This is a genomic window from Solimonas sp. SE-A11, from assembly GCF_030345715.1.
Lineage (GTDB): Bacteria > Pseudomonadota > Gammaproteobacteria > Nevskiales > Nevskiaceae > Solimonas_A.
Map to the genome: position 1 here is coordinate 1 of NZ_JAUASX010000017.1, position 14784 is coordinate 14784.

Here is a 14784-nt window from a genome sequence, read left to right on the forward strand (position 1 = left end):
TCCGCTTCCTTCAGAAATCCGATGATCTGCTCTTCCGAATACCGCTTCTTCACGTCCGACCTCCTGGGGTCTTGGGTCGGACTCTAAACCACGGTGCTACTCAATTTTGGGGTAACGTCGCCGCCACCGTGAAGAGCGCGCGATCACGCTTCCAGCGCAGGGCCGCTTCATCGGCTTCACTCGCCTGCCAGTGCCGGTCTGCGTCAGCGACGAGTGCGGCTACTCCCGTGAGCGCTCCGGCCAGTGCGGCATGAGTGGTGTTCGCCAGAGACGGCAATGTCGCGAGCGCTTCCAGCGCCAGCAGTTGCGCAGCGGCTCGCTCAATCCAGCCTCGCGGCCAGCGCAGGCGTAGCGCCTCGCGCACCAGGTACGCCAGCACCGCCGCCTGCACGTGCAGATCCTCCACGGTGCGGAAGGGCTTCACATAGTGCAGGTAGCCATCGCCCGGAAGCACGGCGGAATCCGCGACCGTAACGTTCTCGAAGCACAGGCTCGCATGCGGTACTTCCGGCACGAAGGGCGTCGGCGGCATCGCCTCCACCTGCACGCCCGCCTGATCCGCAGAGATGCACAGCACGCGCAGCACCGGCAGGTCAGACAGCACCTCGGCATCACGCGCCACCACCAAGAACAGTTGGCCCTCCGGCCCCAGCGTAGCCCAGCGCTTGGCGCCGTTGAGCAGGCCCTCCCGCAATTCGCTGCGGATCGCGCGTGGGCTGTTGCCGTCCTTCTCGGTCACGCAGAGTGCGGCGACCGTATCGGCAGGCAGCTGCGGCACCAACGCGCGCAGGGCGGCCTGGTAGGCAGAGGCAAAGGCCCAGCCAACGCGGTCGGCGTGATAGCCGCCGAGGATGGCCTGGGTCATGGTGTCCGGCGTCTCGCGCGAGCGGGCCAGGTGGCGCGGCCACCAGGAGGCGACATCCGGGCAGGCCGGGGCCTTGCAGGGGCCGGTGAGCAGCGTTTCGAGCCAGTGGGTCATGCCGGCACTATAAGCGGGCCGGCCACGGGACTTGGCCCGACTCTCAGCCCTTCTCGGGATACTTGATCAAGGGGCCGAGGTTGTCGCGCACCTGGCGGGCGTCGAAGGCGTCGGCGGACTCGGCCGGGCGCTTGCCCTTGTACATGGTGACGTAGGCCTGGGCCTGGTATTCATTCACCGGGTAGGCGGTGCTGACCCCGGTGCCGAGGCCGTAGTAGCGCGAGTACCAGCCGTAGCCGCCGACGGCGCTGACGGTCTGCTGGTAGCGGGTCTGCTTCTCGGTGTCGCTGCCGCTCATGACGAAGTAGTCATAGCCCTGCTGCAACGTCAGTTCCGCGGCGCGGAACAGCAGGTAGTTCTCCACGGTCTCGCGCGAGGTGGTGGAGTTGCCGGCGAAATTGATGCGGTAGCGGTTGTTCTCGATGCGCTGGTCGCCGTAGCCCTGGCCGTTCTTCATCGGCTGGTAGGGGGTAACCGTGGCGCAACCGGCCAGCAGCAGCACCGTCAGAGCGGCAGCCAGGCCACGATATGGATGGGTAGTGGGAAACATGACAAACCTCCAGTGCCTGTTACCAGGCCATACGCATCCGGAACCGCTCCGGATGCCCCTGTGACCGCGAAAGCCCCAAAACGATCCCCGCTTTACAGCGGATCCAGCAGGAAGGCCACGGCCGAGTCGGAAGCGATGGCGACCCCCTGGATCGTTTCGGTGGTGTTCGGCGCCTGGTTCAACGTGGCCAGGCCTATAGTGGAGATCGTGGTGTTGCCGCAGAGCTCCGAAAGGGACAGGCGGTAGAGGTTGTAGTGCAGGTCAATGATGGTCAGGCTGCCCTGGTAGGTGCACTTGGTCTTGTCGTCACTGCCGGTGATCTGCCCGTCCTGGCTGATGGTGTACCGGGTCGTGGCCAGGCCGAATTCGTCCTCGATGCCCCAGATGCCCGCCAGGGACGCCAGGTTGGAGCGCTGTTCGTAACGCAGCTTCGAATACGCCAGGGTCAGGGAGCCGAAATCGTTGTCCGAGGTGGTATAGGTCAGCTGGATGGACTTCTCGGGTTCAAAGCCGCCCTGGCCCTGCAGCGTGGTGACGTCGGTGCTCGTGGTGGTGACGTCCGCGCCGGTCACCGGATCCTTCGTGGTGGTGATCACCTTGCGGTACACCTTGGCGGTCCAGGAGAGGCTGGGGCTCGTGGCGGTGTAGAGGCCGCCGGCCACCAGCTTTCCATCCTCCGTGAACACCAGGAAGCGCTTCTTGTCACTGTCCAGGAAGGCCACCACGTCCTGGGTGACACCGGTCTTGGTGGAGCTCAGGCGCCCTTCGTAGATGCCGGCGGGCGCCTGACTGACCGGCCGCGTGTCAGGATTGTCGATACTGTCCATCTGCGAGCCGCAGGCGGTGAGGCCGGACAAGGCGAGCAGGGCTGCCGCGAGCAGTTTGCAACAGGGCACCGATACATCTTGTCTACGGATCATGACTTGACTCTGCCCTAGAATGAGAAAATGCGCGTAGGGTTCTGTAAATAAAGCGTAAACCTACCTGAAAAGACGGGCCAAGTGCAGTTGTCCCCATATATTTCACCTGAGACAATGGTCCGGTCATCCCTGGCACCACCGAGAACCGAAGTGGCCCTCGACAACCGCAGCGAAGAATACTTCCGCAACACCCCTCGCCCGCAGGCGGCGCTGGCGGTGTTGCGCACGCTGGCGGTGGAACTGGCCCAGCAGGTGCCGACCGAGCAGTTGCGCGCGCTGGTCTACCTGGCGGGCCGCCGTATCGCCTCCGAGCAGGCGGCAGTGGACCTGAAGACACTAGCCGACTTCGAGGTCTTTGCGCAGAAGACCCTGGCCCGGCTGGATTTCGGCTGGGTACGGGTGGAAGAGAACGCCGCCGGCGTGGATTTCGTGCACGGCTGCTCGCCGTTGCCCGGCCTGTTCGGTGCGGACAGCGGCCATTGGGCACCGGGTTTGCTTGAGGGAATGTATGCGGAGTGGATGCGCCAGCTCGGTGCGGGCGACCAGCTGGACGTGCGCGAGGTAGCCTCGCCGCCGGGCTCGGACCTGATCCGGTTCCGCCTGGCGCATGCAGCCAATTTCGGAGGGTAGCAGCGGTGACGGACAAGAAGGATTTCGACGACGTGAGTCAGCTGGTGGACCGCCTGCAGCTCGACGGCTTGAAGTACCGCGAGTTCGGCGACCACCGCCCGGCCAAGCTCAAGCTGGCCGGCGGCACCGCGCCAACTGCAGCCCCGGCTGCCGCTCCGGCGCTCCCGGTGCAGGCGTCCAGGCCGGCCGCAGCGGTACCGGTCGCCGCAGCGCCCGCCGAGGCTGCGCGAACCATCGCCGCACCGGCGCCGGCACCGCTGCCGGAGCCCGCGCGCACGGTCGAGCAGCCGCTGTCCTTTACCTTCGAGCGGCTGCGCCGCCAGGTGATCGGCTCCCGCGTGCAGGCGCCGGTGCTGCAGCTACAGCTGGCGCCGCGCAAGGCCTCGGGCAGTGAGCCGCAGGACTCGGTGATGCAGAAGCCGGTGTCCAACCTGTTTGCCCAGATGGGCCAGGATGCCTCGTCGGCGGTCGTCGATCCGCTGCGCCTGAAGCGCTAAGACAATCCTCTGCCAGGGAGCGGCACACTCAATGCGGCTGACCATCCTGCTCGTGCTGCTGCTGCTCAGCGTCCCGTTCTATGCGCTGGTGACGGCGCCGCTGACGCTGGGTTGGCAAGCCGTCACCGGCACGCTGATGGTGGTCTCGGCCTTCGGCCTGAAGCGCATGCGCGGGCACCGCGGCGCCCTGGCCATGATGGCGCTGTCGCTGATCGCCAGTACCCGCTACCTCTACTGGCGCATCACCGAAACCCTGCCGATCGGCCCCGGCTTCGACGCCTGGGACCTGTTCCTGTCCAGCGGCCTGCTGTTCGCCGAGCTCTACGCCTTCACGATCCTGCTGTTCGGCTTCATCCAGACCGCGTGGCCGCTGGGGCGCAAGCCTGAGCCCCTGCCCGAGGACCCGGCGCAGTGGCCGACGGTGGACGTCTTCATCCCCAGCTACAACGAGCCGCTCAGCGTCGTGCGTCCGACGGTACTGGCGGCGCTGGCGCTGGACTGGCCGCGCGACAAGATCAAGGTCTACGTGCTGGACGACGGCCGCCGTGACGAGTTCAAGGCCTTCTGCGAGGAGGTGGGCGCCACCCACTTGATCCGCCCGGACAACAAGCACGCCAAGGCCGGCAACATCAACCGCGCGCTGAAGGTGACGCAGGGCGAATACATCGCCATCTTCGACTGCGACCACATTCCCACCCGCTCCTTCCTGCAGCTGACCATGGGCACCATGGTAAGTGATCCGAAGGTCTCGCTGGTCCAGACGCCCCACCACTTCTTCTCGCCCGACCCTTTCGAGCGCAACCTGCGCACCTTCCGCAAGGTGCCCAACGAGGGCGAGCTGTTCTACGGCCTGATCCAGGACGGCAACGACTTCTGGGATGCGTCCTTCTTCTGTGGATCCTGCGCCGTGCTGCGCCGCACCGCGCTGGAAGAAATCGGCGGCATCGCCACCGAGACCGTCACCGAGGACGCCCATACCTCGCTGCGCATGCACTCGCGCGGCTGGAAGAGCGCCTACATCAACATCCCCCAGGCGGCTGGCCTGGCCACCGAATCGCTCTCTGCGCACGTCGGCCAGCGTATCCGCTGGGCGCGTGGCATGGCGCAGATCTTCCGCGTGGACAACCCCTTCCTGAAGCCGGGGCTCCAGCTTGGCCAGCGATTCTGCTACGCCAACGCGATGATGCACTTCTTCTACGGCCTGCCACGCATCATCTTCCTGACCTCGCCACTGGGTTACCTGCTGCTGGGCGCGGAGATCATCAAGGCGCAGGGCCTGATGGTGCTGGCCTACGCCGCGCCGCACGTGATCCTGGCCACGATGACCAACAGCCGCCTGCAGGGCGCGTTCCGGCACTCCTTCTGGTCCGAGGTCTACGAGACGGTGCTGGCCACCTTCATCCTCGGCCCGACGATGCTGGCCTTCATCAACCCCAAGCTGGGCAAGTTCAACGTGACCGCCAAGGGCGGCGTGGTCGACCGAGACTACTTCGACAAGGACATCGCCAAGCCCTACTACTACCTGTTCCTGCTCAATGCGCTCGGGCTGGTGGTGGGCATCATCCGCCTGGCGGGCGGCGAGGCGCACCCCGATACCCTGCTGCTGAACCTCGGCTGGACGATCTACAACCTGGTGATCATCGGCGGCGCACTGGCCGTGGCATCCGAGAAAAAACAGATACGCACGGCCGTGCGCGTACGCACCCGCATCCCGGGCGCGATCCGGCTCGGGCCTGAACACCCGGCACACCTGACACCGACGGTGGACCTGTCCTATTCCGGCGCGCAGTTGCTGCTGCCGGACGGCTTCGTCACCACGGTGGGCGACCGGGTGGAGATCCTGCTGATCCCGGATCGCTCCGACGTCTGGATTCCCGTCACCGTGCGCCGCAGCGGCCACGGCGTGGTCGCCGTGCAGTTCGAGACCCTCGGTATCGCCGAGGAAAACGCCCTGATCTACGCGCTGTTCGGCCGTGCCGATGCCTGGATCCGCTGGCGCGAGACCCAGGCGCCCGACCGGCCGCTGCACGCGCTGGCACTGGTCGGCCGCTACGGCGTCATCGGTGCCTACGAATTCTGGCGTTGGTTCACCGGCGACCTGCTGGAGCGCCTGCACGCCCGCATCACCCGACGCAAAGTCGCTGGCTGAAGGCCAGCGGGGCGGTCCCTGACGCTCCGGCGGATGGACCTGAAACAATAAAAAGCGGTACAAAAGAAGCTGTTACACCCTACGCCGGACCGAGAACATGCGGACAAGACCTTATCGCTGGGCGACTTTCCTGGGCGCACTCTGGCTGTCGGCCGCCACCGCGGCTGCCGCAGAACCCGGCACACCCGTCGCAACCTCGGACACCGCCTTCCTGGCGCCGCAGCGCGAGCTGAGCTTCGAGGAACTGGGGCTGGCCTACCCGCTGCGCCTGCGTACGGTCTTCGGCCAGGCCTCGGTGCCGCTGAACATCCGCGCCGACCAGGTGGTGACCGATGCCACGCTGTCGCTGCGCTACTCGCACTCCCCGTCACTGCGCTTCGACACCAGCCACATCAACGTGCTGGTCAACGACCAGTTGGTGCGCACCATCCCGCTGACGGCAGAGTCTGCCTCCGGCGCGGTGGCACAGATCGCGCTGAACCCGCTGCTGCTGGTGCCCAAGACGCAGATCCGCCTGGAGCTGATCGCCCACTACGCCCGCAACGAGTGCGAAGACCCCACGCACAGCTCGCTGTGAGCCGAGATCAGCAACGAAAGCAGCCTGAAGCTCCGCTTCTCCACGCTGCCACCGCCACCGGCACTGGAGCGCCTGCCGGCCCCGCTGTTCGACGACGGCGAAGCCGGCCTGCTGACCCTGCCCTTCGTGTTCGAGCGCAGCCCCACGCCGGGCCAGATGAAGGCGGCTGCGATCGTCGCGGCCTGGTTCGGCGCCAAGGCCGACTACCGCGGCGCCGATTTCCCGGTGCGTTACGGCACGCTGCCGCCAGGCCACGGCGTGGTGTTCACCACGCGGGCGCAGTCCTTCCCGGGCCTGGACCCGACTGCGGTGTCCACGCGCCCCTCCGTCGCCATGGTGGAAAACCCGGACGTGCCGCAGGCACGACTGCTGGTGATCTCTGCCGCCACCGATGAGGGCCTGGTGCAGGCCGCCCAGAGTCTGGCCCTGGGCCAGATGCTGATGCAGGGCCGCAACGCCAGCATCGACACCCTGCAGTTGCCGGAGGCGCGCAAGGCCTGGGCCTCGGGTCGCTGGATCAATCCAGCGTCGCCGCGCCCGCTCACCGAAGGCGCCCTGAATCCGCTGTCGGTCACCGGCCTGATGCCGGGCCCGATCAGCTTCGAGTTCGCATTGCCGCCAGACCTGTATCCGCTGGACAAGGACAGCGTGAAGCTGCGCCTGAAGTATCGTGCCGCGCCCATCACCGGCGCCAACTCCGCGCTCAACGCCGTGCTCAATGCCCAATTCGCCGGTGGCGTCGCGATCGACGCCACCGCGCTGGGCAAGAGCCTGGGCGAGAGCCGTGAACTGACGGTGGACCTGCCCGGCGGCGTGCTGCGCACCAACAACCGCCTGGACGCGCAGTTCCACTTCCGCCGCAACACCGACGCCGTCTGCCAGGACTTTGACCCCAACTCGCTACAGGGCTCGATCGACCCGGCATCGACGCTCGAGTTCAAGCGCTATGCCCACTTCGCCGAGATGCCGGCGCTGCAGCTGTTCGCGCAGGGCGCCTACCCCTACTCCCGCCTCGGTGACCTGGGTGGTACCGCGCTGATCCTGCCGCAGGGCGCGCAGGAGTCCGAGGTGTCGGCCGCGCTGATCCTGGCCGGGCACATCGGCCGCTGGACACAAGATGCCGCCACGCGCCTGGAAGTGGGCAGCTTCGAGAACGTCTCCGAGTTCGCGGATCGCGACCTGCTGATGATCGGCCGCGCCGGCGCCCTGCCGGTGCCGCAGGACTGGGCCGGCGAACTGCCGCTGCTGTTCAGCAGCGGCAAGACCGAGCTGCGTCCGGTGGACCTGTTCGACTCGCTGCACGAGCGCCTCGCCGGCCGCAACCTGGAACAGGCCGCCGAGTACGCCAGCCGTGTGGTGATGCAGGCCGGACAAGACTTCGAGGCCATCATGGGCTTCGAGTCACCGCTGAAGTCCGGGCGCAACGTGGTGGTGCTCGCCGCAGGCAGCCAGGGCAACCTGCGCGACGCCGCGCTGGCCGTGGTCAAGCCGGGCCAGGCGCAGTTCGTGCGCGGCGGCCTGACCCTGGTGCAGGATGACAAGGTCAGCGGCTACGACCTGGGCAACGGCTACGAGGTCGGGAGCCTGCCCTGGTGGTATGGCCTGAAGCGCTGGCTGGGCCTGCGGCCCTACCTGATGCTGCCGCTGACGCTGCTGGTGGTGCTGCTCGCGGCGATGGTGCTGCGCGTAGCGCTGCGCCGCCGTGCGGAACTGCGGCTCAAGGGCAAGCTATGACACGCCTGCTGGCCGCCGTGCTGCTGCTGTGGTCCGCCGCCGGTTGCGCGGCGCAGCCACAGCAGCGCGGCTGGCCGGAATGGCAGTCCTTCGCCGAAGGTTTCGTCGACGAACAGGGTCGCGTGATCGACTGGACCGCGGAGTCGCGCACGGTGTCCGAGGGCCAGGCCTATGCGCTGTTCTTCGCGCTGGTGGCCAATGACCGCGAGCGCTTCCAGCGCATCCTGCAGTGGACCGAGAAGAATCTCGCCAAGGGCAATCTCGGCAAGAACCTGCCGGCCTGGCTATGGGGCCGGATCGATGCCGACCACTGGGGCATCAAGGACCTCAACTCGGCCACCGACGCCGACCTCTGGTTGGCCTACACGCTGCTGGAGGCTGGCCGCATCTGGAACGACGCACAGTACCGCACGCTGGGCCGCAGCCTGCTGGAGCAGGTCAAGCAGCATGCGGTGATGCAGGTGGAGAACGGCCCGCTGCTGCTGCTGCCGGGCCGCGAGGGCTTCGTCGACGGTGACCGCATCCGCCTCAACCCCAGCTACTACGTACCGGTGCAGTTGCTGCGCTTCCAGCAGGAGGATCCGCAGGGCCCCTGGCGCCGCCTGCTGGCCGACTACGCCGCCTGGCTGCCACAACTGGCCCCGCTGGGCCGCGTGCCGGACTGGGCCCAGTGGCAGGCCGGCAATGTCGTGCAGGACAAGGAGACCAGCGGCGTGGGCAGCTACGACGCCATCCGCGTCTACCTGTTCAACGCCTGGGGCCCTTCGGGCAACGGTAGCGCCGCCGCCCTGCAGGACGCGATACGTCCCTTCGGCGGCATGCTGGGCGAGATCGGCCGCGTGCCGGAGCGCTGGTCCAACGGCAATGCCGGCATCGAAGGCCAGGCCCCGGTGGGCTTCTACGGTGCCCTGCTGCCCTACTATGCGATGACGCAGGACGACACCGGCCTGGCACGTGCCCGTGCCGCGCTCGAGAAGGCCCGCAACAACAAGCTTTACGGACACCCGGCGCACTACTACGACCAGGTGCTGATCCTGTTCGGCAAGGGTTATGCCGACGGAAAATACCGTTTCGACGGCAACGGGGGAGTCGTTCTTACATGGAAGCGCTAAAGGCCTGGAGGCTCACTGCCCTCGCCGCCGGCTGTCTGATCGCCTTCGGCGCCGCCGCAGCCGACAGCGCCGCCGTCAACCAGCTGGTGCAGCAGGCGCAGTTCTGGGAACAGAAGCAGCGCCCTGACCTGGCGCGAGACAGCTGGAAGCGTGTGCTGGAGACCGACCCCAATCACGCCGAGGCGCTGAACCGCCTCTCCGTGCTGGAAGCCGCCGCCGGCAATGCTGCCGAGGCCCGGCGCTACGAGGACCGGCTGCAGAAGGTCGCCCCGGGCACCGCCGCAAAGCGCGCCCAGGCCGACGCCACGGAACGCAGCGGCGCCGACCAGCTCGCCACCGCGCGCAACCTGGCCCGCCAGAACCGGCCCGACGACGCGGCCGCCGCCTATCGCAAGGCCTTCAACGGCTCCACGCCGCCGGACGACCTGGCCCTGGAATACTACGAAACCCTGGCCGGCACCCGTGATGGCTGGAACGAGGCCCGCCGCGGCCTGGCGCAGCTCAACCGTGCCCGCCCCAGCGACACGCGCGTGGCCCTGGCCCAGGCGCGCGTGCTGACCTACCGCGCCGAGACCCGCCGCGAGGGTATCGACCAGCTGCAGGAGCTCAACGGCAATCCGGCTGCGCAGGCCGAAGCCCGCCGCGCCTGGCGGCAAGCGCTGATCTGGCTGGCGCCGACCGCGGCCGACCGGCCGCGCTACGACGGCTATCTCCAGCAGGTGGGCGAAGACGCCGCCGTGCGCGCCCGGATCGCCGACACCCAGCAGCAACAGCAGCAGGCCACCACGGCCGCCAAGCCTGCCGCGCCGCCGGCTCCACGCGTCGATGCGCAGGCCGAAGCCGAGCTGCGCGACGCCTTCGCCGCACTGGACCGCAACGCGGTGGAGGAAGCCGAGACCGGCTTCACCCGCCTGCTGGCGCGCAAACCGGCCGACGCCGATGCCCAGGCCGGCCTGGGTGTGGTGCGCCTGCGCCAGGGCCGCTTCGCCGAGTCCGAGCAGTTGCTGGACCGCGCCTCGCGCGGCAAGCCGGCGTTGGCCTCGCGCTACCGCGACGCACGCCAGACTGCCGCCTTCTGGAGCCACGTGCGCACCGCCGAAGCGGCGGTGGAGAAGAACGACTACCGCGCCGCCGAGACCGCCTACGAGTCGGCGCTCTCGCAGGCCCCGAACGGTCGCCCCGAACCCGCCGTGGTCCGCGCCGCCGCCGACGTGCTGGTGCATAACGGCAAGAGCGCCCAGGCCGAGCGCGAACTGCGTGCGGCCCTGAAGAATTCACCCGGCAATCCCGACCTGGTGGGAGGCCTGGCCGGATTGCTGCAGCGTGATGGCCGCAGCCGCGAGGCCCAGCAGCTGCTGGGCAACGTCGCCGCCGCCGACCAGCTGAAGCTGCAGGACGTGCGTGTGGAGCTGGCACGCCAGCAGGCCGCCACCGCGATCGAGGCCGGCCGCCTGACCGACGCCGAGCGCCTGCTGCGCGAAGCCATGGTCAATGCCCCTGCCAGTCCCTGGGTGCGCCTGGACCTCGCCCGCCTGTATCGCAAGATGGGACGCGACAGCGACGCCGATTCACTGCTGGATTCCATGGTCGAGGCGGCCGGCGACGGCAAGCCCGGCGGCGGCGCCACCGCCGAAGGCTGGCTGGCGCAGTCCTATGCCTACGCCGAGGGCCAGCGCTGGTACGAGACGCTGATGGCCCTGGAGAACCTGCCCGCCGCCAATCGCACGGGCGCCGCGCAGCGCCTGCAGCGCGAGGCCTGGGTGCGCTACCAGATCCAGCGTGCACAGCAGGCCGCCCGCCAGGGTGACCCCGGCCGTGCCGCGCAGTGGATCAGTGCCGCGGTGAATGCCTCCGGCGAATCGCCGGAACTGGCCCCGGCCATTGCCCAGGGCTGGGCCGCGCTGGGTGACCCGGCGCGCGCGCTGGCCGTGCTGCGCCGCAGCTTTGCCGCCAACCCGAATCCCGGAGCAGGCGATCGCATCCAGTACGCCGCGCTGCTGCTGCAGCTGGACCAGGATGCCGAGTTCGAGGCCGTCAGCACCGAGCTGATCCGCCGTGGCGGCATGACGCCGCTGCAGCAGCGCACGCTCGAGGACCTGGTGGTCGGCTACCGCGTGAAGCTGGCAGACCGCGCCCGCGAGCAGGCCAATCTGGCCGAGGCCTACCGCCAGCTGCGCGATGTGATCGCGCGCTACCCCGACGAGACCCGCGTGCAGCTCGCGCTGGGCCGCCTATTCAGCTCGGCCGGCGAGCCGGAAAAGGCCATGGCGATCGCCCAGGCCCAGATCCAGCGCGGCGGCGGTGTCGAGCACGTGTCCGACGAAGTGCTCTACGCCGCCATCGACGCCGCCCTGGCCGACCAGGAGCCTGAGCAGGCCTCTCGCTGGATCAATGCCGCCTTCGAGCGCAACACCGACCCCGCCGGCGCCCATCTCGCGGCGGCACGCCTGGCACAGAGCCGTGGCCGCCAGGCCGATGCGCTGAGTCACTACCGCGCCGCCGAAGCCCTGAAGCAGCAGACCCAGGCCGGCCCACCGCTGCTGGCCATGATCGACCCCGCCACCGGCGGTAACCGCTCGCTGCCGGCCGGCGTCTTCGAAGCCCTGGAAGGCGAACAGCCGGTGGGCCCGCTGCTGCCGCGCGCACTCGGCCCGGATCCGGAGCCGATGCCCGCCGGCATCGTGCGCCAGCCCCAAGCCCCCGCGGGTGCGGAACGCCAGGGCGGCTTCCTCTGGGACCGCGGCCTGGACAGCCCGCGCGCCGAATCCAAGGCGGCGACCGTGTCGCGACAGCAGCCGCTGTCGCTGCGCCTGGCACGCTCGGTCAACGCCGGCAGCCTGCCCGCCTCCGCCGAATTCATCCCGGACTACAACCCGGCCGGCGACTCGCCGACCGCGCGCCTGGAAGCCGCCGTCAGCGGCTGGGCCCAGGGCGAATTCATGAGCCGCAACCGTCGCGGCGAAGAAGGCCTGTCCAAGCTGATCGACCTCGAATTCGGCGCCGACTGGATCAGCCCGGAGTGGAGCATCGGCCGCATTGGCGCGCGCTTCCGCCCGGTATTCCTCGACGCCGGATCGGTGTCCGGCACCAACCTGCTCAAGTTCGGCACGCTGGCCCTGATCAACGGCGAGACCGCCGAGCAGGACCAGTCCGAGACCGGCCTGGCCTTCGCCCTGGGTTACCAGCTGGGCTCCTTCAGCGCCGACATCGGCACCACGCCGCTGGGCTTCCCGGTCGAGAGTCTGGTAGGTGGCATGCGCTGGACGCCGCAGTTCGGCAAGACCGCGGTCGGGGTCGAGCTGTCGCGCCGTGCCGTTACCGACAGCCTGCTGTCCTATGCCGGCGCCTACGATCCGCTGACCGGCCGCAACTGGGGCGGCGTCATGCGCAGCGGCGCGCGCCTGGACCTGTCCCATGACCTGGGCAACTACGGGATCTACGTCAACGGCGGCTTCTACACGCTGGGCGGGCTCAACGTGAAGGAGAACGCGCAGTACGAGTTCGGCGCCGGCTTCTATTCGCGCCTCTACCGCAGCATGCGCCACACGGTGACGGCAGGCCTGAACCTGACCACCTTCGGATACGAGGAAAACCTGCGCCACTACACCCTGGGCCACGGCGGCTACTTCAGCCCGCAGTTCTTCGGCGCCCTGACCGTGCCGGTGACCTGGACCTACAACCGCGGGCCGTTGTCGATCCGCGCCGATGCCGCGCTGGGCTCGCAGACCTTCCGCGAGGACGGATCACCGCTGTTCCCCGGTCGCCAGGCCCTGCAGGACGAACTGGAGCGGCTGGCCGCCTTTGAGCCCGCGGCCAACCTGCCTCTGGGCTACGCGGGCCAGGACAACAGCGGTCTCGGCTACAAGCTGGGCGGCGCGGCGCAGTACCGCATCACGCCGCGCTTTGCCGCCGGGGGCAGCCTCAGCGTCGACAACGCCCGCGACTACAAGGAATTCCAGTTGCTGGGCTACATCCGCTACCACTTCTCGGGCTTCCAGCCCCTGCCCGACCAGCCGCAAGTCCCGAACCTCTTCGGAGCCCCGCTGCCATGAAGCGCATCCTTCCCCTGCTGTTCATGCTGCTGGCCTGCGGCGGCGCCCGGGCGCAGGACAGCGCGCCGGCCCTGCAGTCGCTGCTGGAAGCCGGCCGCGTCGACGTGGCCATCGAGAGCCTGGAACAGGAACTGGGCGAGAACCCTTTCGACCCGATCCAGCTCAACAACCTGGCCGTGGCGCGCACCCGCAAGGGCGATGTCTATGCCGGGCTGGACCTGCTGGACCGCGCGGCACGCCTGTCGCCCAACCAGCCGATCATCGCGGAGAACCGCAAGCAGCTGCGTGAATGGTTGGCAGCGCGTATCGGCGCCAATGCGCAATTGCTGGAGGCCAATGCCCGGCCGATTCCGCCGAGCCTGCCCGATCCGCCGGCGCTGTGGGGCTCCGCCAGCAAGGTTCAGCCGTAGCGGATCGCCACGACCTCCAGCTCCGCCTCGCCGGCCGGCAGGCGCACCTTCACCACGTCGCCCTCGGCCTTGCCCAGCAGGGCGCGTGCCACGGGCGAGTCGACACTGATGCGGCCCTCGGCCGCGTCGGTCTCGTCGGCACCGACGATGCGGTAGCTGCGCTCCTCGCCCTGCTCGTCCGCCACGTCCACCCAGGCGCCGAAGAACACGCGCGAGACATCGGCGGGCCGGCCGCCGGCGATCTTCACTTCTTCCAGCCGCGTGGTGAGGTACTTGAGCCGCGCGTCGATCTCGCGCAGTTCCTTTTTGCGGTACTGGTACTCCGCGTTCTCGGAGCGGTCACCCTCGGCGGCGGCGGCGGACAGCGCCCGCACCACCTCCGGGCGACGCTCGCGCCAGAGGTGCTCGAACTCGGCCTTCAGGCGAGCCTGGCCTTCGGCGGTGATGTAGGGCGAGGACTTCTCTGCAGGGGGGCGCCAGCGCGACATGAACCAAAGCCATTCGTGAACGGTCCCATGGACAGTATCATCTGCAGGCCCGGCTCCGCAGCCCTGTCGCGCTGACGGAGGTCCCGCCCTCGAATGCCGGCTCTCGCTCGCATTCCAACAGACCCAAGACATGAAGGAATTCCTGCCGCCCTGGCTCCAGCAATGGCTGGACATCATCGTCCCCGGCACCCAGATCCTGGGCATCCTGCTGGTGGCCTGGCTGCTGCGCCTGCTGGCGGGGCGGCTGATCCTGCGCGTGGCACAGCGCTATCACCTGCCGCCGGAACTGGCGATCGGCGCGCGCCGCAGCCTGAGCTTCCTGATCTACTCGGCCACGGTGCTCCTGGTACTGGAACGGCTGGGCGTCTCCGGCACCGTGCTGTGGACCGCCTTCACCGGCTTTGCCGCGGTGGGCGCCGTAGCCTTCTTCGCCGCCTGGAGCGTGCTGTCCAACATCTTCTGCACACTGCTGATCATCACCACGCGGCCCTTCCGGCTGGATGATCGCATCGAAGTGCTGGAGGCCGGCGACAAGCCCGGCTTCGGCGGCCGCGTGATCGACATCAACCTGATCTACACCACGCTGGAAGAGACCCGCGAAGGCCTATCGCCCACCGTGCTGCAGGTGCCCAACAGCCTGTTCTTCCAGCGCGTGACCCGCCGCTGGCGCTGAGCGCCAGCGGGAG

Annotated in this window: 11 protein-coding genes and 1 pseudogene; 8 read left to right on the forward strand and 4 right to left on the reverse strand. The window is 68.6% G+C overall.

Translation table 11 applies throughout. The annotated features are described in order from the left end of the window. Positions 1-100: 100 nt before the first annotated feature. The 3 genes from QT386_RS17430 to QT386_RS17440 form a co-directional block, all read right to left on the reverse strand. Positions 101-979 (reverse strand): acyl-CoA dehydrogenase family protein, encoded by an 879-nt coding sequence (locus tag QT386_RS17430; RefSeq protein ID WP_289275019.1) that lies wholly within the window; start codon positions 977-979, stop codon positions 101-103. 43 nt (positions 980-1022) lie between these two features. Next, on the reverse strand, positions 1023-1529 hold the full coding sequence (locus QT386_RS17435; RefSeq protein ID WP_289275020.1) for a hypothetical protein: 507 nt from the start codon (positions 1527-1529) through the stop codon (positions 1023-1025). A 92-nt stretch (positions 1530-1621) separates the two neighbouring features. Then, a complete protein-coding gene (locus tag QT386_RS17440; protein WP_289275021.1) occupies positions 1622-2449 on the reverse strand; it encodes a hypothetical protein in 828 nt (275 codons plus the stop codon). A 150-nt stretch (positions 2450-2599) separates the two neighbouring features. Between QT386_RS17440 and bcsD the strand changes: the two genes are divergently transcribed. From bcsD to QT386_RS17475, 7 genes and pseudogenes are all read left to right on the forward strand, one after another. After that, positions 2600-3079 carry a cellulose biosynthesis protein BcsD gene (gene bcsD / locus QT386_RS17445; protein ID WP_289275022.1) on the forward strand — a complete coding sequence of 160 codons (480 nt, stop codon included), beginning with the start codon at positions 2600-2602 and terminating at the stop codon, positions 3077-3079. Positions 3080-3084: 5 nt separating this feature from the next. After that, on the forward strand, positions 3085-3576 hold the full coding sequence (locus QT386_RS17450) for a hypothetical protein (RefSeq protein WP_289275023.1): 492 nt from the start codon (positions 3085-3087) through the stop codon (positions 3574-3576). A gap of 31 nt (positions 3577-3607) precedes the next feature. Continuing rightward, a complete protein-coding gene (bcsA, locus tag QT386_RS17455) occupies positions 3608-5725 on the forward strand; it encodes a UDP-forming cellulose synthase catalytic subunit (protein ID WP_289275024.1) in 2118 nt (705 codons plus the stop codon). Between the two features lie 97 nt (positions 5726-5822). Continuing rightward, positions 5823-8036 (forward strand): annotated as a pseudogene (locus QT386_RS17460) (cellulose biosynthesis cyclic di-GMP-binding regulatory protein BcsB). After that, positions 8033-9148, forward strand: a complete 1116-nt coding sequence (bcsZ, locus tag QT386_RS17465) for a cellulose synthase complex periplasmic endoglucanase BcsZ (protein ID WP_289275025.1) — start codon at positions 8033-8035, stop codon at positions 9146-9148. Before QT386_RS17460 ends, bcsZ begins: the two are co-directional and overlap by 4 nt. Then, on the forward strand, positions 9136-13200 hold the full coding sequence (locus QT386_RS17470) for a cellulose biosynthesis protein BcsC (protein ID WP_289275026.1): 4065 nt from the start codon (positions 9136-9138) through the stop codon (positions 13198-13200). Before bcsZ ends, QT386_RS17470 begins: the two co-directional genes overlap by 13 nt. Next, complete coding sequence (locus QT386_RS17475) at positions 13197-13610, forward strand: tetratricopeptide repeat protein (RefSeq protein ID WP_289275027.1); 414 nt, start codon at positions 13197-13199, stop codon at positions 13608-13610. The genes QT386_RS17470 and QT386_RS17475 overlap by 4 nt, the downstream gene beginning before the upstream one ends. Here QT386_RS17475 and greB read toward each other — a convergent pair. Then, positions 13601-14098 (reverse strand): transcription elongation factor GreB, encoded by a 498-nt coding sequence (gene greB / locus QT386_RS17480; protein WP_289275028.1) that lies wholly within the window; start codon positions 14096-14098, stop codon positions 13601-13603. The genes QT386_RS17475 and greB overlap by 10 nt on opposite strands. Positions 14099-14228: 130 nt before the next feature. Between greB and QT386_RS17485 the strand changes: the two genes are divergently transcribed. Continuing rightward, entirely contained in the window at positions 14229-14771 is a 543-nt protein-coding gene (locus QT386_RS17485; protein ID WP_289275029.1) for a mechanosensitive ion channel family protein, read from the forward strand. The last annotated feature ends 13 nt before the right edge of the window (positions 14772-14784 follow it).